Source organism: Vibrio sp. PSi01 (genome assembly GCF_054960695.1).
The window spans coordinates 26,332-51,473 of the sequence record NZ_JBHNYN010000021.1; the positions used below are offsets into that span (position 1 = coordinate 26,332).

Annotated in this window: 19 protein-coding genes and 1 pseudogene; 19 read left to right on the forward strand and 1 reads right to left on the reverse strand. The window is 43.4% G+C overall.

Annotated elements, in window-relative coordinates:
- Positions 1 to 10 precede the first annotated feature (10 nt).
- From ACFI6G_RS19795 to tldD, 18 genes and pseudogenes are all read left to right on the forward strand, one after another.
- Positions 11 to 1,234: a type II secretion system F family protein gene (locus tag ACFI6G_RS19795; RefSeq protein ID WP_010434347.1), complete on the forward strand. Its 1,224-nt coding sequence runs from the start codon at positions 11 to 13 to the stop codon at positions 1,232 to 1,234.
- Between the two features lie 3 nt (positions 1,235 to 1,237).
- Entirely contained in the window at positions 1,238 to 1,693 is a 456-nt protein-coding gene (locus tag ACFI6G_RS19800) for a hypothetical protein (RefSeq protein WP_016788317.1), read from the forward strand.
- Positions 1,694 to 1,772: 79 nt separating this feature from the next.
- The gene (locus ACFI6G_RS19805; RefSeq protein ID WP_010434354.1) at positions 1,773 to 2,348 is read left to right on the forward strand and encodes a prepilin-type N-terminal cleavage/methylation domain-containing protein; all 576 of its coding nucleotides are present in this window, start codon (positions 1,773 to 1,775) and stop codon (positions 2,346 to 2,348) included.
- A gap of 35 nt (positions 2,349 to 2,383) precedes the next feature.
- Positions 2,384 to 2,860, forward strand: a complete 477-nt coding sequence (locus ACFI6G_RS19810; RefSeq protein WP_372031588.1) for a type II secretion system protein — start codon at positions 2,384 to 2,386, stop codon at positions 2,858 to 2,860.
- 144 nt (positions 2,861 to 3,004) lie between these two features.
- Positions 3,005 to 3,505: a prepilin-type N-terminal cleavage/methylation domain-containing protein gene (locus ACFI6G_RS19815; protein WP_372031586.1), complete on the forward strand. Its 501-nt coding sequence runs from the start codon at positions 3,005 to 3,007 to the stop codon at positions 3,503 to 3,505.
- Positions 3,495 to 4,100 (forward strand): type IV pilus modification PilV family protein, encoded by a 606-nt coding sequence (locus tag ACFI6G_RS19820; RefSeq protein ID WP_016794286.1) that lies wholly within the window; start codon positions 3,495 to 3,497, stop codon positions 4,098 to 4,100. Before ACFI6G_RS19815 ends, ACFI6G_RS19820 begins: the two co-directional genes overlap by 11 nt.
- The gene (locus ACFI6G_RS19825; protein ID WP_102350452.1) at positions 4,100 to 4,867 is read left to right on the forward strand and encodes a PilW family protein; all 768 of its coding nucleotides are present in this window, start codon (positions 4,100 to 4,102) and stop codon (positions 4,865 to 4,867) included. The genes ACFI6G_RS19820 and ACFI6G_RS19825 overlap by 1 nt, the downstream gene beginning before the upstream one ends.
- A complete protein-coding gene (locus ACFI6G_RS19830) occupies positions 4,839 to 5,264 on the forward strand; it encodes a hypothetical protein (protein ID WP_016788312.1) in 426 nt (141 codons plus the stop codon). Before ACFI6G_RS19825 ends, ACFI6G_RS19830 begins: the two co-directional genes overlap by 29 nt.
- Entirely contained in the window at positions 5,254 to 9,006 is a 3,753-nt protein-coding gene (locus ACFI6G_RS19835) for a DUF6701 domain-containing protein (RefSeq protein WP_372031582.1), read from the forward strand. The genes ACFI6G_RS19830 and ACFI6G_RS19835 overlap by 11 nt, the downstream gene beginning before the upstream one ends.
- A gap of 20 nt (positions 9,007 to 9,026) precedes the next feature.
- Positions 9,027 to 9,095: pseudogene (locus tag ACFI6G_RS19840) on the forward strand (DUF6701 domain-containing protein); the annotation flags it as partial.
- Positions 9,096 to 9,245: 150 nt separating this feature from the next.
- On the forward strand, positions 9,246 to 10,289 hold the full coding sequence (locus tag ACFI6G_RS19845; protein WP_010434366.1) for a rod shape-determining protein: 1,044 nt from the start codon (positions 9,246 to 9,248) through the stop codon (positions 10,287 to 10,289).
- 94 nt (positions 10,290 to 10,383) lie between these two features.
- The gene (gene mreC / locus ACFI6G_RS19850; protein WP_010434369.1) at positions 10,384 to 11,271 is read left to right on the forward strand and encodes a rod shape-determining protein MreC; all 888 of its coding nucleotides are present in this window, start codon (positions 10,384 to 10,386) and stop codon (positions 11,269 to 11,271) included.
- A complete protein-coding gene (gene mreD / locus ACFI6G_RS19855; RefSeq protein ID WP_010434372.1) occupies positions 11,261 to 11,749 on the forward strand; it encodes a rod shape-determining protein MreD in 489 nt (162 codons plus the stop codon). The genes mreC and mreD overlap by 11 nt, the downstream gene beginning before the upstream one ends.
- 7 nt (positions 11,750 to 11,756) lie before the next feature.
- Positions 11,757 to 12,443, forward strand: coding sequence for a Maf family protein (locus tag ACFI6G_RS19860; RefSeq protein ID WP_016789720.1), 687 nt, complete (start codon positions 11,757 to 11,759; stop codon positions 12,441 to 12,443).
- Between the two features lie 20 nt (positions 12,444 to 12,463).
- Positions 12,464 to 13,933: a ribonuclease G gene (gene rng, locus ACFI6G_RS19865; RefSeq protein ID WP_010434379.1), complete on the forward strand. Its 1,470-nt coding sequence runs from the start codon at positions 12,464 to 12,466 to the stop codon at positions 13,931 to 13,933.
- 10 nt (positions 13,934 to 13,943) lie between these two features.
- A complete protein-coding gene (locus ACFI6G_RS19870; RefSeq protein WP_462710437.1) occupies positions 13,944 to 17,816 on the forward strand; it encodes a YhdP family protein in 3,873 nt (1,290 codons plus the stop codon).
- Between the two features lie 137 nt (positions 17,817 to 17,953).
- Positions 17,954 to 18,766 (forward strand): carbon-nitrogen hydrolase family protein, encoded by an 813-nt coding sequence (locus ACFI6G_RS19875; RefSeq protein WP_010434386.1) that lies wholly within the window; start codon positions 17,954 to 17,956, stop codon positions 18,764 to 18,766.
- A gap of 19 nt (positions 18,767 to 18,785) precedes the next feature.
- Entirely contained in the window at positions 18,786 to 20,231 is a 1,446-nt protein-coding gene (tldD, locus tag ACFI6G_RS19880) for a metalloprotease TldD (RefSeq protein ID WP_016788308.1), read from the forward strand.
- A gap of 110 nt (positions 20,232 to 20,341) precedes the next feature.
- Here the strand turns inward: tldD and ACFI6G_RS19885 are convergent, their stop codons facing one another.
- Complete coding sequence (locus tag ACFI6G_RS19885; RefSeq protein WP_010434391.1) at positions 20,342 to 21,721, reverse strand: PhoH family protein; 1,380 nt, start codon at positions 21,719 to 21,721, stop codon at positions 20,342 to 20,344.
- A 465-nt stretch (positions 21,722 to 22,186) separates the two neighbouring features.
- Between ACFI6G_RS19885 and rapA the strand changes: the two genes are divergently transcribed.
- Positions 22,187 to 25,096, forward strand: coding sequence for an RNA polymerase-associated protein RapA (gene rapA, locus ACFI6G_RS19890; protein ID WP_010434393.1), 2,910 nt, complete (start codon positions 22,187 to 22,189; stop codon positions 25,094 to 25,096).
- Positions 25,097 to 25,142 lie beyond the last annotated feature (46 nt).

Sequence of the window (25,142 nt, forward strand, 5' to 3'; positions counted from 1 at the left end):
GTAGAGTGATATGCCAACGTATCGTTATGTAGGTCGCAGTTCGGATGGTAGCCAGGTTACCGGTCAATTAGATGCGAATAACGAAGATCTTGCCGCTGAAAGCTTGATGAGCAAGGGGATCATTCCAACCTCAATTAAGTTGGGGAGAAGTGGTGATTCAGTATTAGATATGGATATATCTAGCCTGTTTTCACCCAATGTTCCTCTTGAGGTCTTGGTTCTGTTCTGTCGACAATTATACAGTCTAACCAAAGCGGGCGTGCCGCTTCTGAGGTCGATGAAAGGTCTGACTCAAAATTGTGAAAACAAACAGTTGAAAGCAGCTTTAGAAGAAGTGGTTGCTGAGCTAACCAATGGTCGTGGGTTAGCGGCATCGATGCAAATGCATCCTAAGGTATTTAGCTCGCTGTTTGTATCGATGATCAGTGTTGGTGAAAATACGGGTCGTTTAGACCAAGCGCTGCTGCAGTTAGCTGGATACTATGAACAAGAAGTGGAGACTCGCAAGCGAATCAAGACAGCGATGCGTTACCCAACATTCGTGATCTGCTTCATTTTGATTGCGATGTTCATTCTTAACATTAAGGTTATCCCACAGTTTTCTAGCATGTTCGCACGGTTTGGTGTCGATCTTCCACTCCCCACTCGTATCTTGATTGGTATGTCAGAGTTTTTCGTGAATTATTGGGGCTTGATGCTAGGCGTGATCTTTGGCCTTATTTTTGCGTTTAAAGCTTGGGTTAAAACAGATAACGGCTTAGAAACGTGGGATCGGTGGCGCCTAAAAATACCTGTCATTGGTGGCGTTGTTAACCGAGCTTTACTGTCTCGTTTCTCACGTACTTTCGCATTGATGCTCAAAGCGGGTGTGCCATTGAATCAATCGTTAGCGCTATCGGCTGAAGCTCTGGATAACCGCTTTTTAGAGTTACGGGTTCAAGCTATGAAATCGGCAATTGAAGCGGGTAGTACGGTTTCTTCAACCGCGATTAACAGCGAAATCTTCACACCGCTCGTGATACAAATGATTTCAGTCGGTGAAGAAACGGGTCGTATTGATGAGCTATTACTCGAAGTGTCAGATTATTATGATCGAGAAGTTGATTACGATTTGAAAACCTTAACCGCTAGAATAGAGCCTATTTTGTTGGTCGTTGTCGCTGGTATGGTCTTAGTCTTGGCTTTAGGTATTTTCCTGCCGATGTGGGGAATGCTGGATGCAATCAAAGGCTAATGAATGCTAAATAACCTACAACGCTCACGTTTTGTTATTTGGAGTGTGGTTATCCTTTTTCTAATTGTAGGGCTGCTATCTGCATTGGATACGGTGGAAGAAGAAGCGAGTAACACGGCATTGATCGTCGCGAGTAAGCGGATTATTGAGCAGGCTAATTTGCTTAAACAAGAGTATTTGTTAACGGGCCCGGAACAAACTAATGACTCAGAACAGTTAATGCGCTACAGCAGAACGGGATGGATAAAGCCGATTAAAGGTTCGGAACGGGATTGTCGCTATTGGTTAGAGCAATTGTATCCCCCACAGAGCATTTTAGGGCTGACTTTTCCCAGTATTGAAGATAAAAGTGATAACATACAGTTTCATTGTAGTTATCATTATAGCGATAAGTATCAAATAGATATATTGCTCGAAAAAGAAAGATTTAGTGTAAAAGCCAATATTTTGGCTTTGTGAGAATATTGACACTGTTTTTATGGTTTTATACGTGTGCAAATGTATAATGCGCGTTAGTAATTAGATGAGTAGGTAGAAAATGCTTAAAAATCAAAAGGGTTTCTCCCTTGTCGAATTAGTCATCGTAATTGTTGTCGTTGGTTTATTGGCAGTGGCGGCTTTACCCCGCTTCTTAGATGTGACCGATGAGGCTAAAAAATCCAGTATTGAAGGTGTCGCTGGTGGTTTTGCAACCGCAGTATTATCAGCAAGAGCACAGTGGGAAGCCGAAGCAAGACCATCTGAGAAGATTGGTGTTGAAACATACAATACTGTAAATTATGATGGTGTTGATTTTTGGTTAACAAGATCAAAGAACAGCAAGAGTGAAGATACCGACTTTCGAGATGGTTACCCATGGACTGTGAATAGTGACTCTTCAGTCGCACCAGGAGATATTTCTTCAGAAACCTGTGCTGAATTGATGCAGAATTTACTGCAAAACCCACCGAATGTGGCAGCAGTCGATGATGTTGATGACGACTCAAATTATAAATATTCAGCGGAAGCGAATTCAGGTGAGGCAACGTGTACTTACATTCAGTTAGAAGGTAATACCGAGCACCAATTCGTTTACGAAATTAAAACTGGTCGTGTGACCGTAACTTTGCAGTAAGTCTGCGTAAAATTAAACATAGAGAGAGCTTAACTATGAAAAGACAAGGCGGTTTCACCCTAATCGAACTAGTGGTTGTAATTGTTATTCTAGGTATTCTTGCTGTAACTGCGGCACCACGTTTCTTAAACCTGCAAGATGATGCGAAAAATGCAACGCTTGAAGGCTTAAAAGGTTCAATTCAAGGTGCATCTGGTATTATTTACGGTAAATCAGCCATTGCAGGTATCGAGTCAAATACATCTGGAGCGGTTAGTGCCGGTACTACAACAATTAATGTAGCATTTGGTTACCCTGAAGCATCGTCTACAGCTATTGCTGCAATCGTTCAAGGCATTGGTACTAATGAAGACTTTACGTTTATTAAAGATGTTACAGCGGGCACTGTTGTAACGTTTGGTATTAAAGATTACACAACCAGTTGTGTAAAATATACTGAGGCTAAAGATAAAAATACAGCGCCTGTAATTGTTGTAACAAACACTGCTACGGAATGTACTGTAGCCCCATAACTTGACTAGATTTTTCTAGGCCAGCACGAGTGCTGGCCTTTTTTCTATCCAAAGCACATAAATATCAAAACTATTCATATACATAAGAGCGTAAGCTTCGTTATCTTGTATAATCAGTGTTCGCTAGTCAGTTAGAGGCTCATTATGGATAACAGCCCCACATCCAACGGCTTTACTCTGGTAGAGCTGATCATCGTCATTATATTGATTGGTATTGTTTCCCTATACGCATCTACCCGTTATGTTGGCTCCTCTTCCTTTTCAACCTACCTTGTACAAAGCGAAGTATTAGCTTCATTACGATTAGTACAAAACCGTGCGATGAATCGTTCCGATTATTGTAACCGTTGGCTGTTAAATTCAAACCAAACTCAAGCTATTCAAGCCTCTCCGTCTAACGCGGAAGGTATTTGTACTGAACAATTTCCTGCTGATGTTACTGATTCCAGTTTTGTTGATGGCAAACAGAATAAAGTGACGTTTAAGCTACAAACTGATATCAATGTTTCGTTCCTTGATTTTGATAGTTCGGGTCGAGCTCAGCAATGCTTAGTATCGAATTGTCAGATTGAGATATCTTCGACTGTCAACGATGATTCAATTTCAGTGTGCATTAATACTGAAGGGTATATCTATGGATGTTAAACAAAAAATCCGCACCCAAGGTTTTTCCCTAATAGAAATGATCATTGTGATTACTCTTATTGGTTTTGCTCTTGCTGGACTTACCGCGTCTTTGTACCCGCGTTCAATTCAGACCGCAGAACAAATAACATCAGTTAAAGCTGCAGATCTTGCTCGCTCAGTACTTGATGAGGTAATGGGGCGCGGGTATGACCAATTTTCCGGCGTGAACGGAGGAGTGCCTGAATGTGCAGTCTCAACTATTTCAACGCCAGGTCAACAACTGTGCACGTTACCCAATGATTTGGGGCCTGACAGCGGAGAAACTGACGCGAATGGTATCTTGGTAAAGAGCTTAGCTAATGATGTTGATGATTTTCATGGTTTAAGAGGACGTGTTGAAGATGTTCTTGATAGCGATCTCAGTGATGCGGGTTATCGCAATTTCAATGTCGAAATCGATGTGTTTTATGATACTGCTGTTGTTAATGACGATACGGTGATGATGTCTGGAAATCCATCTATTATCCGAACGCATTACAAGAGGGTTGAAGTTGTGATTATTGATTCTCAGGGTTACCGCTATCCTTTTTCTGCGATTAAAGGGAATTTCTAATGCGTGGTTTTACACTGATAGAGATGATTATTACTATTCTTCTGCTTTCTATTGTTGGTCTATTTTTGGGGAATGTTATTCAACAGGGTATGGGGATTTATGTTGATAGCACAGCTCGTGAAGCTTTGATACAACAAGGTAAATTTGTCACGGAGCGAATGACTCGAGAATTAAGAGAAGCCGTCCCTAACAGTATTTTAATTGAAAATGATTGTATTGAATTTTTGCCGATCATCAATAGTGCTATTTATCAAGAACTTCCGGCGCCAGAGGCGAAATCAGCAGTGATACGGATATTGCCAATAGACAAAAGCATTTATCAAGGAGAGCGAGTTATAGTTTATCCTAACGACCCGAATTCGATGCGTCTTGATCCAGCGATAGAAGGTCAAATTGCAGAGGTGAAAGAGGATGTGGACTTCACTACCTCTGCAGCGGTGATGGTCAATGTTGAATTGACTCAAGCAACGGGATTTGAAACCAGCTCTCCAAGTAAACGTCTCTACTTTTACCTTGCTCCTGTTGCTTATTGCCACGTCAATGCTCGTATCTTTCGTTATGCTGATTATCCATTGTCTCGAATGTCCTTATCACCAGAATCGCTGGGTAATGGTGTTTTGATAGCTGAAAATGTAAAAGATGCCGCTTTTCAAAATTTGGCACCAGAATTAGAAAGAAATGGTTTGGTGAGGTTTGAGTTATTGTTTGCTGATAAAGGAGAGGAGATTCAGTTTGTCCATGATGCCCTTATCTATAACGCTCCGTAAACAAACGGGGGGAAGTTTGATCCTAGTTGTCTTCATACTAGTGGTTATGGCTTCGGTTGCGATGGTTGCTAATCAGAACCAACAACGTAACAGTGAGCAATTGATTTCAACCCTGATCGGTACTCGGGCTGAAATGGCTGCGCGATCTGGTGCACAAATAGAAATCAGTCGTTTTTATCAAACCCCGACAGAAGACAGTTGCCATACTTCTAATACGAAAACTATAAGCTTTGAAGGTGAAGGGTTGGCGCAATGCAAGGCGGAAATTCATTGTAACTCTATTGGCGTTTTAGATAATGGTATTAACGTATATCAACTAATATCTAAAGGAAGCTGTTCGGTTGGGGATTGGGTCTTACAAAGAGTCGTAGAGGTTGGTATTCGTGATGATAAGTAGATTTTTTTTGAGCTTAGTGCTACTTGGCGTATCTTCATCATCATTCGCTACGGATTATGTCCTTCAAATGAACCTCCCAACTTGTACTAGTAATAATTGGTCCGTTACTGGCAATCAATATACATGTAATTATGGCATCGTTAAGCTTGCTAAAGGGGATACTCTTTCATCTGCGATAGATATTCAATTAACCGCCGATGGCGGTTTTCAATTTGAAGGTAATAACAAAGTAGGTGATTCTTCCGCGACTATCGACCTAAAAGCGAGTTATGGTAATTTTGAATGGAAAAATGATTCCAACAACCTTTCAGAGCTATTGGGTAGCTTTGTTGGTAATAGTACACCTGTTAATTTTGATTCAGTATTTGTTGAGGGCTCCATTGAGACTGGAGGTAATATTGAAATCCACAATAGCAATGTTATCGGATCGATTGATTCTAAAAACAACGAGGTAGAGATCACTGACTCTAAACTCTTCGGTAGCATTACCGCAAGCAATGAGGTGGTGATAAGTAATTCTGAGGTAGATGGCGACATCACCAGTAAAAACTCCCGTATAACGATGGAACGCTCTGAAGTTGAAGGGAAGGTTTCAACTAAAAACAAAATTGTTGTGGAGGATTCGGCGGTGTCTGGTGAACTGACCAGTACCGATGAAACCATAACGATTGAAAATTCTGAAGTTGAAGGGGATGTTTCAACTAAAAACAAAATTGTTATTGAAGGTTCTCAGGTCTCTGGTGACATTACGAGTTCTTCTGAAACTGTGGAGCTCGATGACTCTTATGTTATTGGTGACGTTCAAGCAGGGCAACCTAACTGGGGGACGGTTTATGTCAGTAATGGAACGGTCGTTGATGGTACTTGCTTGTATCAAACCGTGCCAGAAAATGCGTGTGGAATAGAAGAACTACCTAATCCGATTGCTCGATATCATTTAGATGAAGCATCCTGGAATGGCGCAAATAATGAAGTAGTCGACAGTTCTGAAAATCAATTACATGGACAAACTGTTAATGGTTTAACAGCGCAACCATCTTCTGAATTCTCTGCCATACCGACTATTAACTCTCTGGGCACCTGTGGCTTCGGTGAGTTTATCAATAGTTCGAATCAATATATTAATGTACCTCACGATAACATATTAAATTTAGATAAAGATTTTACGATTTCCGTTTGGGTAAAACCCACTAGTTATCCAAGTTCTGGATTGCATTCTATTGTCTCAAAAGATAACAACTATGAGTTTCATTTAAACTCGTCAGGCCAAATATTTTGGTGGTGGCAAGATAAAAACAAAAATGGAAACGGAAGTGCTCAAACGAGAACATTAACAAGTGAAGTCAGTATTCCAATAAATGAGTGGTCATTTATTACGCTTAGATACGACTCTGAAAGTTATAGCAATAATAAATCTATGGCTAGCCTATTTATTAATGGAGAAGAAAGAGGAGAGCTTTTAGTAAATGCAAATCGAAAATTAGTAAATAATACTAAGCCTTTACAAATAGGCCAAGATCAGAATTTTTCAGGACGGGCTTTTGATGGTTATATCGATGAGGTTGAAATATTTGATAAGCCATTAAACAACAATGAAATATTTCAATTATATAGCCAAACACACTTATGTTCAGATGAGCCAGAGAATTCGATTGATCACTTTGAATTTGATCATTCAGGCAGTGAGTTAACCTGTAATGCAGAAGAAGTGACTATTCGTGCCTGTGCTAATGAGTCCTGTTCAGAATTGGTGACTGAAGATGTTGATGTGACTTTATCGCCTGAAATTGTAACCGGTGGTGGAGGTTGGGTTGGCGGCAATCAAATTCAGTTATCTGGTGGTACAGGCATATATTCAGTTCGCAAGAATACGGCGGGTAACTTGAGAATTGGAGTCATCCAATCTGATCCTGCTGTGATTCCTAGTGGGGAAACATTGTGTTCGAGTGCAGGAGGAGCTTTAGGAAGCAGCAACTGTAACATTGAGTTTTATAGCAGTGGTTTTATCTTAAACGTCCCCGACAAAATAGCCGACAGACCAGTAACTGGTCGTATAAAAGCAGTAAAAAGCTCCGATGATGCTCAAAAGTGTTTACCAAGCTTTCAGAACACTTCAAAGAATATCGAATTTTTTGGGCAGTACGTTACCCCCGATTCTTCTGTCATTATTGGTAGTCCTACTATTGGTTTAAAAGTTGGCAGTATTGAAAAAGATCTGGCAATGAGCAGTGTTTCCCCAAAAATATTTACCGTTGATTTTGATAATGATGGGGAAGCAGAGTTTGATGTCAGTTATATTGACGCAGGAAAGTTACAACTTAATGCTCAGTATGAAGGTTCTGATGATGAACTTGGATTGGATATGCGAGGGAGTGCCCAGTTTGTCAGTTTCCCTAAGCAGCTCAATATACAAGCTAGAAATACAGCTGGAAATAGCGGCTCCTGTGTAACCGAAGATTTAAGTTGCTCCGTTTTTGCGAAAGCCGGTGAAGCTTTTACATTAAATATTTGGGCTTCGGGCGATACAGGAGTAGTTACTCCTAACTTTAGCTCACAAGATATTGCTTTGAGTCATGAACTTAAGGCTCCAGTCGTTACCGGTGCAGAGCCTGGTTTACTTGGTAATATCTCTTACAGTCATACCATAATTAGTTCTGGCATTAACTCTGTCGCACAAAGTATTTCTGAAGTGGGGGTTTTTAACTTTTTAGTTGAAGAGTTACCTTCCTATTTAGGCAGTAACTCTTTTACGATTCAAGGTGCGCAGACTGGTTCTATTGGGCGATTTATACCTTATTATCTTCATCTAGATAGCAACACTCCGAGTTTTACTGAAGCTTGTTCAACTTTCACTTATTTAGGACAAGCTATGGAGTTCAGTAGCTTACCTGAATTAACTGTTACGGGGCGGTCGTTTGATAACGTGGGCAGTAATGGAGAGAAAGAAACGCTTAATTATAAATTTGGCGGTTGGTGGCGATATGCTAATCCTTGGAACTTTAGAACTTTTTGGGCAGAAAGCTCAACATTGTCTATTACTGATACCGATTCTAGTAAAGTTGTAAAAACCCAAGGCTTTGCTTGGCCGGGACAAGTCACTTTTGATTCTAATCTTCAATTGGCAAGCTTAGAAGAGGCTCAAATAGCTTATGTGAAACCATTGACTCCCTTAGGACTAATCAATGAAGGGATTGTCGTTCGTTTAGCTGTTAATGACACAAAAGATCTTGATGGTGTTTGTTATCAAACTAATGGAAGTTCTTCTTGCTCCGGTTTTGATTTTTCAGTTTCAGATGCACAACGTCAACGCTGGGGGTATTTAGCGATCGCAGATACGTTTGGCCCAGAAATGTCAAGAGTGCAATCTGTTGTAACAAGCTACTACTTTGATGGCTCAAGCTTTAAAACGAATACCAGTGACTCTTGCAGTGACTTTTCGGTCGTGGATTTGAGCTTTGATGTTGGTAATGATTCAAGTGCTCTACCCATTGGAGGTGGTGTTACCGCTGCTACCATAGAATCGAGGCCTGTTATTCAAAATGGCGAAGGATATATATCTTACAGTGCGCCTGGTGAAGGGAATCGAGGGGCTCTAGAAAGTTCGCTTGGCTTTGAGTCGTTTCCGTGGTTGAGAAATGATTATAACCAAGATGGTATTTTTGACGATACTATATCTTCCGAAGTTCGTTTTGGTTTGTACAGAGGTAGTGATCGAGTTATTTGGTGGAGTGAACAAAACTAATCTCACTTGTTGTATTGTGCACATTTGGCATCTACCGCGGTAACGATCGTGTGATCTACCGAGGGGAAAGTGGCTTAACAGGTCAGTAATAATATAATTTTTGCCCCTTAAGTTAGGAATCTGTAAGAAATTGCGGGTTTCAGTCCATGTTTATACTTCAATGCCTTGCCGTGACAGCAAGGCATTGGTACATTTAGTGCAATTTTTGTCTTCTAATTCTTGCAGGATGAGCGAAGAATATGTTTAAAAAACTTCGTGGCATGTTTTCAAACGACCTATCGATTGATTTAGGTACTGCCAATACCCTTATATATGTAAAAGGCCAAGGCATTGTTCTTGATGAGCCTTCAGTTGTCGCTATTCGCCAAGATCGTACAGGGTCTGCAAAGAGTGTCGCTGCTGTTGGTCATGCTGCTAAGCAAATGCTTGGTCGTACGCCAGGTAACATTTCAGCGATCCGTCCAATGAAAGACGGCGTAATTGCCGACTTTTACGTAACGGAAAAAATGCTTCAGCACTTTATTAAGCAAGTGCATGACAACAGTGTTCTTAAACCAAGCCCTCGTGTCTTGGTTTGCGTTCCTTGTGGTTCAACACAGGTTGAGCGTCGTGCCATCCGTGAATCAGCGCTAGGCGCTGGTGCTCGTGAGGTTTACCTAATCGATGAGCCAATGGCTGCGGCGATTGGTGCTGGCCTGCGCGTTTCTGAGCCAACAGGTTCAATGGTGGTTGATATCGGTGGTGGTACTACTGAAGTTGCGGTTATCTCATTAAATGGTGTGGTTTACTCTTCTTCTGTTCGTATTGGTGGTGACCGTTTTGATGAAGCTATCATCAACTACGTTCGTCGTAACTACGGTAGCTTGATTGGTGAAGCAACGGCAGAAAAGATCAAACACGAAATCGGCTCAGCTTACCCTGGCGATGAAGTACAAGAGATCGAAGTACGTGGCCGTAACTTAGCGGAAGGCGTGCCTCGTAGCTTTAGCCTGAACTCAAACGAAATTCTTGAAGCGCTTCAAGAGCCGCTATCAGGTATCGTATCTGCTGTCATGGTTGCACTAGAACAATGTCCGCCAGAGCTTGCTTCTGATATATCAGAGAACGGTATGGTGCTGACTGGTGGTGGTGCACTGCTTAAAGACCTTGATCGTCTGCTAACGGAAGAAACAGGTATCCCTGTTGTTGTTGCAGAAGAGCCACTAACGTGTGTTGCTCTAGGTGGCGGTAAAGCCCTAGAGATGATCGACATGCACGGCGGCGACCTGTTCAGCGAAGAATAATATCTAGTGTTAGGCTCTTTTATTATCTAGTTTTATGTAAAGAGCCTAGGACCTTGTCTATAGGATCAAATGTAGCTCTAGGACCAAATATAGAATGAAGCCAATTTTTGGTAGAGGTCCCTCTCTACAATTGCGCCTGTTTTTTGCTGTAATTTTATCAGCCAGCCTTATGCTGGCTGATAGTCGTTTAGATGCTTTCTCAAATGTCCGCTATCTATTGAACAGCATGGTTGCCCCAATTCAATACGCAGCCAACTTACCTCGCACTATGTTCGATGGTGTCTACGACCGTTTTAGTACTCGTAAAGGACTAATCGAATCCAACCATAATATTAAACGAGAAGTCTTGCGTCTAAAAAGCGAGCTGATTCTGCTTGAGCAATACCAAGAAGAAAACAAGCGCCTTCGTAAGCTATTAGGATCTCCGTTTATCCGTGATGAAAAGAAAGTCGTCACAGAAGTTATGGCGGTAGATACTTCACCCTATCGTCATCAAGTTGTGATCGATAAAGGTCAGATTGATGGGGTGTATGAAGGTCAACCGGTGATCAACGAAAAAGGCATTGTCGGCCAAGTGACTTTTGTCGCTGCTCACAATAGCCGTGTCCTGTTACTGACTGACGCAAACAATGCGATTCCTGTTCAAGTCATTCGTAATGATATTCGAGTGATCGCTTCCGGTAATGGCATGATTGATGAGATTCAACTAGAACACATTCCAACCAGTACTGATATTCAAGAAGAAGACTTGTTGGTGACATCGGGTTTAGGCGGGGTTTATCCTGAAGGCTACCCTGTGGCTTATGTTTCTTCAGTCGATTATGACCCGAAACGTGAATTTGCGGTTATTAAAGCAGAGCCTGTGGTTGAGTTTGATAAGCTCAGGTACTTATTGCTTGTTTGGCCTGATGAAAACAAACAGATGCAAGCGGATCAAATCAGCATTAAACAAGTATTGTTAGAGGGTGAAGATGGCCAATAGCGTTTTAAGAAGCAAAGTAGTAATTGGTTGCTCATTTTTGATCGCGCTTATTCTGCAAACCATTCCTTGGCCTGGTAGCTTAGATCTATTTCGACCGTCATGGTTGTTACTGGTGACGTGTTATTGGGTTCTTGCTCTGCCACACCGTGTTAACGTGGGTAGTGCTTTGATTTTGGGCCTATTGTGGGACCTATTGATTGGTTCAACATTGGGTATTCGTGGAATGATGATGGCAATAGTGATGTACATTATTGCGCTTAACTTCCTCGTGATACGTAACATGGCGCTATGGCAACAAGCCATGATTATTGCGGCGTTGACGGTATTGTTTGAAGTGTTGATCTTCTTTGGTGAATATTTGATCCAAGATGTCGTTTTCAATCCATTATCGTTATGGAGCGCATTGATAAACTGTATACTTTGGCCTTGGATGTTTTTATTAATGAGACGTGTGCGTCGCCATTGGCATGTGAGGTAGTATGACGATGGAAAAGAAACATTTAGTTTTGGCATCCGGTTCTCCACGCCGCAAAGAGTTGCTCTCTCAACTTGGTTATGAGTTTTCTGTCCTCGTAACCGATGTTGAAGAGTGTAAACATGCCCAAGAAACCGCCGAAGAATATGTTAAGCGACTATCTTTAGATAAAGCCTTAGCAGCGTTGTCTTTATTGAAAGATAACCCTTCTGAAAAGCAGAATGTCATTTCTAGTTCTGATACTGTAGATCCTAGTTTTGATAATGCAGCTGTTGGCTCTGAGATCGTCGATCTTAGCTCTGAAGCTGTTTCTCTTGATTCTGAAACAGTGGTTCTTGGTTCTGACACAGTTGTCGTTAGCCAAGGGCAAGTGCTCGAGAAGCCCACTAATTTTGCCGACTCTAAGCGCATGCTTACTCAGTTAGCGAATGATCGTCACCAAGTGATGACGGCCGTTTCTGTGGTGTCGGAAGAAAAACAAAGAACAGAAATCATTATTACCGACGTATGGTTTAAACCCCTCAGTGAAAAAGAAATAGAACAATACTGGCAAACAGGGGAGCCATGCGATAAAGCCGGTAGCTATGGAATCCAAGGTTTGGGCGGACGCTTTGTTACCCGAATCGAAGGTAGTTATTACGCCGTTGTCGGCTTACCTTTATTTGAAACGGACCAGCTACTGCAAGAATTCTTATAATTACTAATCTGAGGTGCACCATGAGTGCTGAATTGTTGCTGAACGTGACCCCGAGTGAAACTCGTGTGGCCATGATTGAAGGGGGGGCTCTTCAAGAGATCCATGTCGAACGAGATGCTCGACGCGGTATCGTAGGAAATATCTATAAAGGACGTGTAAGCCGTGTACTTCCGGGAATGCAGGCGGCTTTTGTGGATATAGGCCTTGAAAAAGCAGCTTTTTTGCACGCCTCTGATATTGTTCCACACACTGAATGTGTTGCTGAAAACGAAAAGAAGCAATTTCAGGTTCGTGATATTTCAGAGCTTGTTCGTCAAGGACAAGACATTGTGGTTCAAGTCGTCAAAGATCCTCTTGGTACCAAAGGTGCCCGCTTAACCACTGATATTACTTTGCCATCTCGCTATCTGGTCTTTATGCCTGGTGCAAGTCATGTTGGCGTATCTCAGCGAATTGAAAGTGAGTCTGAACGTAATCGTCTTAAAAAAGTCGTGTCTCGTTACTGTGACGAACATGGTGGCTTTATCATCCGTACCGCAGCAGAAGGTGCAGATTCGAATGAGTTGGCTCAAGATGCGGCATTCTTAAAGCGACTATGGTTAAAAGTATTAGAGCGTCGTGGTAAGCACAAAGCTCGTACACGCTTGTACGGTGAGCTGTGCCTAAGCCAACGTATTTTGCGTGACTTCGTTGGTACTGAGTTGAGTAAGATTCAGGTCGATTCTCGTCTAGAGTATGAAAATCTTAAAGAGTTTACTTCTGAGTACGTGCCAGAGCTGACTGACAAGCTTGAGCTGTATGAAGGCGATAAGCCTATCTTTGATATGTACGATACCGAAAACGAAATTCAACGTTCATTGGATCGTAAAGTCGAATTAAAGTCTGGTGGATATCTGATTATCGACCAAACGGAAGCGATGACCACTGTCGACATTAACACTGGCGCATTTGTTGGTCGTCGTAACCTAGAAGAAACCATTTTTAATACCAACGTAGAGGCGACTCAAGCGATAGCTCGACAACTGCGTCTGCGTAACTTAGGTGGCATCATCATTATCGACTTTATTGATATGTTGTCTGAGGAACATCGTAAGCGAGTACTAACTTCATTAGAAGCTGCGCTAGACAAAGATCGCGTGAAAACCAATATTAATGGCTTCACACAGCTTGGTTTGGTGGAGATGACTCGTAAACGTACTCGTGAAAGTATTGAGCATATTCTGTGTTCAAGCTGCCCCGCTTGTGAAGGCCGCGGCAGCGTGAAAACAGTCGAAACGGTTTGTTATGAAATACTTCGAGAGATCACGCGCGTGAATCGTGCCTACGACGCCGATAAGTTCGTTGTCTATGCCGCAGCCGCAGTCGCTGAGGCGTTAGAGGGCGATGAATCTCATGCGCTTGCTGAGCTTGAAGTCTTTATTGGTAAACAAGTCAAAATCCAGGCTGAGCCTCTGTACATACAAGAGCAGTTTGATGTTGTTATGATGTAATGGATATTTTGTGAGCTCAAGCGCTACTCTGATTCTTCGTGCATGTTTATGGTTAGTGGTTACTCTCTTAGTAACGCTAGCCATTGCCGTGACTACACTTCGTGTAGCCTTACCTAATTTAAACAAATATCAATCTGAAATTGAGGTTTGGGTAAATCAACATTCCGGTTTTGAATTCTCCATTCAAGATGTGGGCGGTTTTTGGCGCAACACTCACCCTTCTATAGCTTTACAAGGTGTTAAAGCCAGCCTTCCTAATGCAGAAGATGTCACTTTCTCTGTTGAGCGTGTTGAAGTTGAGTTTGACTTGATTCAATCGTTCGTTCAGATGCGTCCGGTTGTGGCCGATCTGGTCATGAACCAAATGTATCTTGATATCCGATCTATTGATCTGTTTGCTGGTCAAAACGGCCAACAGAAACCGAAAAAGTCGAATTCTTCAAAGCGGGTTATACAGGAACTGGATAATCTACTCCTGAAAACTTTAGTGGATGTGACGGCTAAAGACTCAACCCTTTTATACCGTGCAATCTCTGATGAAGAACGTCAACTCGACATAGAAACTTTAAAATGGCAAAACTCAGGTAAACACCACCTTGCAGAAGGTGTGGTGAGTATTAAAGATGCCAACTTAAACTCCCTGTCAGTGAGTGCTAACTTTGTTGATGGTGGCTCGCTGACCGATATGTCGGGTGAGTTCTATGTGAGCGCGGATAGCATCTCGATAAAACCTTGGTTAACGCGTTACATGCAGGCAGAGTCCGGTGTGGAAACGGGTACGGTGAGCCTTAATAGTTGGTTAACTCTGAAAAACAGTAAGCCAGTGAGCGCTTACGTTGAGGTATTACCTTCTGAACTGACTTGGAATGAAGACGGGCGCCACGATTTGATGATTGAATCTGGCGTGTTTAAACTTTCTCCGTTGGAAAATGGCTGGCAAGTAAATGGTCACTCACTTAACTTAAGAACCGATGACACGCCTTGGCCAGAACTCGATGTTGCATTCAAATGGAACAAAGGTCCGTGGCAACTCAACGTTTCTGAGTTGGATATTGCCACCATTACTCCGCTAATTAAGTTGTTGCCTGATTCCGAGCAATCCACTCAAATGATTAATTCGTTGGCTCCAGGCGGTTTGGTTTCTGATATTCGCGTCTCCATGGATTCAGGCATCGAAAGCTTGCGTTATTCTGCAAGTTTTTCTGATATGGCTATCGAGCAATGGGAGTTAGTTCCAGGCTTTAGCCAAGTGTCAGGCAGTGTTCTTGGTTCAGCATCTGAAGCGAAAGCCAGCTTGCATGTTATTGATGATGTGTTTCCTTATGGCGATGTTTTCCAAGCCCCTCTAAATATCAAACAAGGTCAGGTTGACATTGTTTGGCAGCAGGATGAAAACGGCTGGAAGCTTTGGTCGGATAAAATCACGGCAGCAACGCCAGATTTACAAGTTCTCGGCGCATTTCGTTTAGATTTTCCAAATGACGCAAGCCCTTATCTTTCTTTTTATGGTGAAGCGAACGCTTACAATGTTGGTGAAACCTGGCGTTATTTACCGACATTGGCACTTGGCCAAGACTTAACTGATTACCTTTCCACGGCGATTCAAGCCGGTAAAGCCGACACCGTTAAATTACTTTGGCATGGTGAATTAGCTCAATATCCGTATACCAATCATGATGGTATTTTCCAAGTTTGGGTTGGGTTAGAAAACGCGAAATTTAGTTTTGATACCGGCTGGCCTTTGATTACCGATCTTCAGCTTGATCTGTTATTTGAAAATGATGCGATGCACTTGGATTCTCGCTCAGCTCAATTAATGGATGTCACTGCAGATCGTATTACGGGGCGTATTCCTTATTTAGGGCAAGGCGGCCATATTGAAATTGAAGCGAAAGCAACCGCGTCTGGCAATGCGGTACGTGATTACATGACAGCTTCTCCACTCGTCGATTCAGTCGGGGCTGCCTTAACTGCGCTTCAAGTGAGTGGCGATGTGTCATCCGAGTTTCAGCTTAATATTCCGTTTGATTCTGAAAAGGAAGCAAGAGCGTGGGGCTATGCTGATCTCAATGGTAACCATGTCGAGATTGAAGCTCCGCCGATGGTACTTGAAAACACCACTGGACGTATTGAGTTTGATAATGATGTAGTGACGGCGAATGGCCTTGCTGCAGATTTACTTAAACAGGGTATCTCTCTTGATTTCAAAGGTTTGAATGATGGCCCGGGCTACGCGGTTGATATCGATGTTCTAGGCGATTGGGATGTTAAACCTCTAGAGCCTTACATTGGTGAACAGTGGCTAAGCCGTTTGTCTGGGCATGCTCAGTGGCAAAGCCAAATTGATATTCAGCTTAACGATATCGGTTTTAGTTACCAATTGGATTTGCAGTCAGATCTTAAGTATTTGGCCAGTGATTATCCATATCCATTGGCGAAAAAGTCATTAGAAAGTGGCTCTGCAAGGTTACAAGCCTCGGGCAACCAAGAAGCGATTACTGCACGTTTACAGCTCCCTAGTACCAAATATCAGGCTGAAATTGATATCACAGGTGGTGTTCCTCAGTTAACGGCGACCAATTTAGTGCTTGGTCGAGGAGGTTACAAAATTAGCCCTGTCGTTGGCCATCATGCATTAATTCGTACTGATAAGTTCAATGCTGATGATTGGTTATCGGTCGTGATGGAGCCTGTGAAGCCTTCAAACGCCGTGCTCAGTCAAATGAATACTCCAACAATTCCTGCGCCAAGCCGTGTTACGTTCGAGAGTAAGGAGCTAATTTTAGGTGGCATTCCTTGGAATGATGTCGACTTTAGTGCTCGTAAAAACAAACAAGCATGGCAAATGGAAGTCTCTAGCCAAGAGATCGAAGGAGATATTAATTATCTGCCTCCTTACGATTTAACGGTTTCATTAGATCGTTTACATTTGTTTGTTCCAGAGTGGAGCGATCAGAAAAACCAAGAGCAGCTGCTACAACGTAAAGCGCAAGAAGCACCGTTGATCTCTGATTTGGATCGAGAGATCCACGATGCGATGCCGAACCTGAAGTTAACTTTGAACGACTTTTGGCTGCAAGGTTACAAGGTTGGCAAGGTTGATGTTGAAGTGGTTAGGAACGAAGATCGGATAGAGTGGAATAAGATCCAGGTTCGAAGTGGTGGCAATAAAGCCGATATCAGCGGTTGGTGGGAACTGAATGGTGACAAGAGTCATTCATCGTTGGCTGTTGATGTAGAAGGTGAAAACAACAGTGAATTGATGGAACGATTCGGTATTACTTCAGGAATTCAAAAAGCACCATTCGCGTTGGAAGGTCAATTAAATTGGGATGGTTCGCCTTGGGGGATTAAAATGGATACCCTTGATGGCAACGTTAAAACCAAGTTTGGTAAAGGTATTATCTCGGATGTGAGCGGTGCGGCTCGTTTACTTGGCCTGTTTAGCCTAGATTCGATCATCCGCAAGATGCAGCTCGATTTCTCAGACGTGTTTGATAAAGGCATGGCGTTCAACAGCATCACAGGAACGGGTAAGATTCAAAATGGTATCTTTCTGACTAATGACTTAAACATGGATGCCGTTGCTGGTGAGATGAAGATCAAAGGTATCGCTAATCTTAATACCCGCCAGGTGGATGCGGAAGTTAATTTTACCCCAGATATTACCTCTGGCATTCCTGTATTAACGGCCTTTGCGGTAACCCCTCAAACGGCGCTGTACGTATTAGCGGTGACTACGGTTATTTCTCCAGTTGTTGAAGTTTTTACCCAAGTTAATTATTCGGTAAAAGGACCATTGGATTCACCAACGGTGAGTGAGCTTTCTCGTAGCTCTGGTGAGTTTCAGTTACCCGAAAAGCTTAGGAAATTAGCTCAATAGTCGTGAATGCTTGAATAGCTCATACTCGAACAGGTCAATAGACAAATGAGCTAATACTTTAGTTGGTCAATACACTTGCTGATTAACATACGATGAACGCTGTTTTCTGAATCATAATGAATGGAGGAACTATACACATGGATTGTGTTGGGTTGATTCAAATGACATCAGGTCCTAGTCCTGAGTTAAACTTTGATTATCTTGTTCAAGAAGTAGAAAAGTGCAAAGCACTAGGGGCTAAGTGGGTAGTTTGCCCTGAAAATGCATTAGTTTTTGGCAGTAAAGCCGACTATCACCAGTATGCAGAGCCCTTAAATGATGGCCCGTTGCAGAAGAAAGTGTCTGAATTAGCTTCGTTTCATCAAATCTGGATTATTGTCGGTAGCATGCCGATAAGCACGATTGAAGGCGTGACTACAACAACATTGGTGATTGACGACTTTGGCTGCTTAGTTGCACATTACGATAAGTTACATATGTTTGATGTTGACGTGGCCGATGCGCACAAATGCTATCGAGAGTCCGATATTTTCACTCCGGGTGATCGCGTTGTGACGACGGAAACGCCTTTTGGTCGCTTAGGTTTGAGTATTTGTTATGATGTGCGCTTTCCGCACTTGTATTCAGAGCTACGCAAGCAAGGTGCGCAGATCATTATCGTACCGGCGGCGTTTACAGCTGTGACTGGTCAAGCGCATTGGGAAGCCTTATTAAGGTGTCGTGCGATCGAAACACAATCTTGGATTGTCGCGGTAGGACAAGGAGGTAAGCATCCTTGTCAAAGAGAAACATGGGGACACTCAATGGTGGTTGATCCATGGGGACGAGTGGTCGCACAATTAGACCAAGAGCCTAAAAGTATGGTGGTCGAGATAGACATATCCAGTTGTGAGTCAATTAGGCAAAATATGCCGATAACGCAACATTCTCGATTCACCAATCAATTTTAATTACAAATAAGAGCCATTTATGAGCATTAATCAAATTGAAGAAGCGCTACTGAACCCGACAGGGCTTACGGAGCAAAATATCGCAGATACATTGGCGAGCATTGCTACCCGCCAAATTGATTATGCTGATATCTATTTTCAGTCAAGCTGGCATGAATCCTTGGTGCTAGAAGACAGCATCATTAAAGACGGTTCTTTCAATATTGACTGCGGTGTTGGTGTGCGAGCGGTATCGGGTGAAAAAACCGGTTTTGCTTACTCTGATCAAATCCAACTAGACGGTCTTAAGCAGAGTGCGATTGCTGCGCGTGGTATCGCTAAGCAAGGTCAAAACGGCAAGGTACAGGCCTTCAAACGCAATTCTAACCAAGCTTATTACGATGCGGTTAACCCACTCGCTAGCTGGGAAAAACAACAAAAAACAGAATTACTCAAAGCGCTTGATGCTTATATTCGAACTAAAGAACCGATGGTTACTGAGGTTTCGGTGAGTTTAAGCGGTGTGCATGAGCAGATGCTGGTTGCTGCAACTGACGGCACTTATGCTGGTGATATTCGCCCGCTGGTTCGTTTGTCTATTAGTGTACTGGCACAAAAAGGCGATCGTCGTGAGCGCGGTAGTGCTGGCGGTGGTGGTCGTTTTGGTTATGACTTCTTCCTAAGCGATGCTAATGGCTCTCAGGTTGCTTATCAATTTGCAGATGAAGCGATTCGCCAAGCTTTAGTTAACCTCGAAGCGGTTGCGGCACCTGCAGGTGCGATGCCTGTAGTATTAGGTTCTGGCTGGCCAGGCGTTTTACTGCATGAAGCGGTAGGCCACGGTTTAGAAGGCGACTTCAACCGTAAAGAGTCGTCAGTATTTTCTGGTAAAGTTGGCGAACAAGTTACATCAAGCCTATGTACGATCGTTGATGATGGTACATTGACTGACCTGCGCGGTTCATTGAACGTTGATGATGAAGGCGTTAATGGTCAGTACAACACGCTGATCGAAAATGGCATCCTAAAAGGTTACATGCAAGATAAGCTTAATGCTCGTTTAATGGATGTAGCACCTACGGGTAACGGTCGTCGTGAGTCTTACGCACATCTTCCGATGCCGCGTATGACAAACACTTACATGCTGCCGGGTGAGCACACACCGGAAGAGATCATTGCTACTGTTGAGAAAGGCATCTACGCGCCGAACTTCGGCGGTGGTCAGGTAGATATTACTTCTGGCAAGTTCGTGTTCTCAGCTTCTGAAGCGTACATGATTGAAAACGGCAAAATTACTCACCCAGTGAAAGGTGCAACGCTGATCGGTTCTGGTATTGAAGCGATGCAGCAAGTGTCTATGGTGGGTAACGACCTTAGCCTAGACCGTGGTGTGGGTGTGTGTGGTAAAGCAGGCCAAAGTGTCCCTGTTGGTGTTGGTCAACCAACATTGAAGCTAGACTCGCTAACGGTGGGTGGTACTGAGTAATTCAGAAGAATCTCTGCCAACTTACTTCAAAAGATTAAATTGAAAAGCGCCTCCAATGTGAGGCGCTTTTTGTTTTTAGATTACGGATTCAGTGTGAGTGTATCGAGTTGCTACATGTTCTCTTCGGCAAACTCTGCCAGTCGGCTACGTACCACGCCATTGAGGTGGATATTGGCACTGCCTTCGAAGTTTTTAAAACGCTCAACCATGTAGGTTAAACCTGAAGTCACAGGGGTTAAGTAGGAAGAATCTATTTGGGCTAGGTTTCCTGAACAGACAATCTTGGTGCCTTCACCACAGCGGGTGATGATGGTTTTGATTTGTGAAGCGGTTAGGTTTTGGCACTCGTCGAGAAGAACGAACGCATTTTGGATCGAGCGGCCACGCATAAAGTTGATCGATTTGAATTGGATATTGGCTTTATCACAGATGTATTTCATTGAGCCTTCTGTGCAATGATCATTTTTGTGTAGCGCCTCTAAGGTATCCGTTACTGCTGCTAACCATGGCAACATCTTTTCTTCCTCGGTTCCGGGAAGAAAGCCAATCGACTCGCCAATATCGGGCGTGTTTCGAGTTACGATGATCTTATCGAAATGTTTACGCTCAATGGTTTGCTCTAGCGCTGCAGCCATAGCTAACAGTGTCTTACCACTCCCTGCAGCCCCCGTTAGGATCACAAGGTCAATATCGGGATCGAGTAGGGCGTCGATCGCCATACCTTGATAGATGTTCTTAGGTGTAATATCCCATGCTCTTCGGTTCATCAACCGTTCACGACTAAGATCTCTCAGAGTGATGGTTTCGGTTTCAATCTCTTCGACCCGAGCGGCAAAGTCACTCTCCTCGTCAATCACATATTGGTTGAGAAAGGTTGGCTCGAAAGGTGCTCTTGCTAGAGTGTGTAACGTCTTTCCCCCTAGAGCCTTACTCTCGACATTATCAATGCCATCCCAAAATGCCCCTTCGAGTTGCTGAAAGCCTTTAGTCAGGTATTGGATATCATCGATCAATTGGTCTGTTTGATAATCTTCAACGAAGCGAACACCTGCGCCTTTGGCTCGCAAGCGCATGTTGATGTCTTTGGTGATGAGAACCACTTCACGTGGCGCGCGTTTGTTTTGAAGGTAGAGGACGGCGTTGAGGATTCGATTATCGCCTGCCTTATCATCAGCGAAGGCCTTAATGCTTTCTTGAAGTTCGTAGTCCGCGAGTATGGAAATACTGCCGGATGCGTTTATTTCTTTAGAGAAAGGAATGCCTTCCGAGATTTGATCGGGTGTGGCTTCCCTGAATAAATCTTCGAGCGTGCGAATCGCAATTCTCGCATCTCGAGCAACGTCTCTTTTACTGTCTTTGATTCTGTCGAGTTCTTCTAGCACGGTCATCGGGATAACGACATCGTGCTCTTGGAAAGAAAATATAGCGAAGGGTTCGTGAAGTAGGATATTGGTGTCTAAAACAAATAGCTTCCGGTTGGTCTCGCCCATAGCATCTCCTTGCCGTCGTACGGCTTGCTTTGCATTCATTGAACGTAGATAAAGCTCATATAAAGATTAGTAGCTCATTCTGGTGATAGTCAACTACTTACCTAAACTTCATCTAGAGGAATATCGACATATCGTTGTGAGTGAATATGGCGTGTTCATTTAAGAGCAGTAATCTGCTACCTATAGATTAACCATGATTTTTTGACAGTTTGATTGCATTGGCGAAAACAGAAAAAAAGTGTGAAATCATCGCCTTTAGGCGTGACCTAAATCACAGCATCGAGTAATATTAGCGACCTTTTTCTGCACCATTTTCTTGAGATATTTATTATCGAGAGCGCACTTAAAAAGTGGCTGCAAACTAGGCATTTTTGGCTATATTTTTAATGCAGGAGCGATAACGCTCTTGTTTAAATTGCAGTTCAAATGACCAAATTCCAACTATAAGATTGAGGTAGTCGATTCATGACATTTGCTTTGGGGCAACGCTGGATAAGCGATACGGAGAGCGATTTAGGTTTAGGTACCGTTGTAGCAATGGATGCTCGTACAGTGACACTAATGTTTGCAGCGTCAGAAGAAAACCGTGTCTATGCACGTACTGATGCTCCCGTAACCCGAGTAACGTTTAATGTAGGCGATGTCATTGAATGCCAAGAAGGTTGGTCTTTATCTGTCGAAGAAATTATCGAAGATAAAGGGCTGCTGACGTATTTAGGTACGCGTGAAGATACTCAAGAAACAGAGGTGACTCTGCGTGAAATCTTCTTAAGCAATCAAATCCGCTTTAATAAGCCGCAAGACAAACTGTATGCGGGCCAAATCGACCGTATGGATAACTTTGTGTTGCGTTACCGCGCGCTAAGCAATCAATATCAACAACACAAGAGCCCAATGCGTGGCTTGTGTGGTATGCGAGCAGGCTTAATTCCTCATCAGCTGTATATTGCTCATGAGGTGGGTCGTCGTCACGCTCCACGTGTTTTGCTGGCCGATGAAGTGGGTCTAGGTAAAACCATCGAAGCGGGCATGATCATCCACCAACAAGTTTTGTCTGGCCGTGCTGAACGTATTCTTATTGTGGTACCTGAAACTCTGCAACACCAATGGTTAGTAGAGATGATGCGCCGTTTCAATCTGCACTTCTCTATCTTTGACGAAGAGCGTTGTATTGAAGCCTTTGCAGAATCAGATAACCCATTCGATACACAACAATATGTTCTGTGTTCTTTGGATTTCCTACGTAAGAGCCGCAAGCGCTACGAACAAGCACTTGAGGGTGAGTGGGATCTGTTGGTTGTCGATGAAGCGCACCACCTTGAGTGGAGCCAAGACAAACCAAGTCGCGAATACCAAGTGGTTGAAGGTTTGGCTGAAAATACCTCTGGCGTACTGCTACTGACAGCAACGCCTGAGCAGCTTGGTCGTGAGAGCCACTTTGCACGTTTGCGTCTTCTGGATCCTGATCGCTTCTACGATTACGAAGCATTCGTTGAAGAAGAAGACCAATACGCACCGGTTGCCGATGCAGTTACTGCACTGTTCTCTGGCGTGAAGCTTGAAAACAGCGCGAAGAACCAGATTACTGAACTGCTTTCTGAGCAAGATGTTGAGCCTTTGTTCCGCATCATTGAAGGTGATAGCAGCGAAGAAGAGCAAGCATTAGCTCGTCAAGAATTGATTGATAACCTTATGGATCGCCATGGTACAGGTCGTGTTCTATTCAGAAACACACGTGCTGCAATCAAAGGTTTCCCTAAGCGTAATGTAAACTTACTGCCGATGGAAATTCCAACGCAGTACACAACTTCAATGCGCGTATCTGGCATGATCGGCGGCAAGATGGCTCCTGAAGCTCGTGCGATGAAGATGCTGTATCCAGAAGAGATCTTCCAAGAGTTTGAAGGTGAAGACTCAAGCTGGTGGCAGTTCGATTCACGCGTTAACTGGTTGATTGAAAAGATCCAAGACAAGCGCAGCGAAAAGATCCTAGTAATCGCTTCGCGTGCGAGTACGGCTCTTCAATTAGAGCAAGCACTGCGTGAACGTGAAGGCGTGCGTGCAACCGTATTCCACGAAGGCATGTCGATTCTAGAGCGAGATAAAGCGGCGGCTTACTTTGCTCAAGAAGAGGGCGGTGCTCAGGTGCTTATCTGTAGTGAAATCGGGTCTGAAGGTCGCAACTTCCAGTTCGCTAACCAACTTGTGATGTTCGATCTACCGTTCAACCCAGACTTGCTTGAGCAACGTATTGGTCGTTTGGACCGTATCGGTCAGCTTCGAGATATCGACATTCATGTTCCTTACCTAAAAGGCACATCACAAGCGATTCTAGCGCGTTGGTTCGATGAAGGTTTGAATGCGTTTGCAGAGACTTGCCCAACCGGTCGCACGGTTTACGACAAGTACTCAGATGTTCTTATCGAGATGCTAGCTTCTGGTAACACAGAGCAATTGGATGAAGTGATTGAAGAGTCAGCGAAGCTAAACCAAAGCCTGAAATCAGATCTAGAAAAGGGTCGAGATCGCCTACTAGAGATGCATTCAAATGGTGGCGATAAAGCTCATGAGATTGCAGAAAAGATCGCGTCTACTGATGGCGACACTAACCTAGTTTCTTTTGCACTGAGCCTGTTTGACACCATTGGCCTGAACCAAGATGACAAGGGTGAAAATGCGCTAGTTGTAACGCCGTCTGAGCACATGATGGTGCCAAGCTATCCAGGTTTACCTTATGAAGGGGCAACGATTACGTTTGATCGTGATACTGCGCTGTCTCGTGAAGACATGAACTTCATTAGCTGGGAACACCCAATGATTCAGGGCGGTATTGATCTGCTACTGAGTGAAGGTGTCGGTGCATCAGCGGTATCGCTACTGAAAAACAAAGCGCTGCCAGTGGGTACTATCTTGCTCGAGTTGGTTTACCTTGTGGATGCGCAAGCGCCAAAGCGCAGCGGTATCAGCCAGTTCTTACCTAAGACGCCAATTCGTTTGATGATGGATGGCCGTGGTAACGATTTATCTGCTCAGGTTGAGTTCGACAGCTTTAACCGTCAACTAAGCCCAGTAAACCGTCACTTAGCGAGCAAGCTAGTGAACTCGGTACAAGGTGAGATTCACAAGCTAATTGAAGCGGGTGAGACGCACGTACTTCCTAAAGTGGAAGAAGTGCGTGAACAGGCTCAACGAGATATGCAGACTAACCTGAACGGTGAATTAGAGCGTCTACAAGCGCTTAAAGCCGTGAACCCTAATATTCGTGATGAAGAGCTAGAGGTTATCGAAGCTCAAATCAATGAACTGACAGGTTACATCAGCAAAGCTCAGGTTCAATTAGATTCACTACGTTTGATAGTGGTTTCTCACAACTAGTTTTGAATTAGTAAATGCTTTAACAAAAGAAGGCCTTCATGATGAA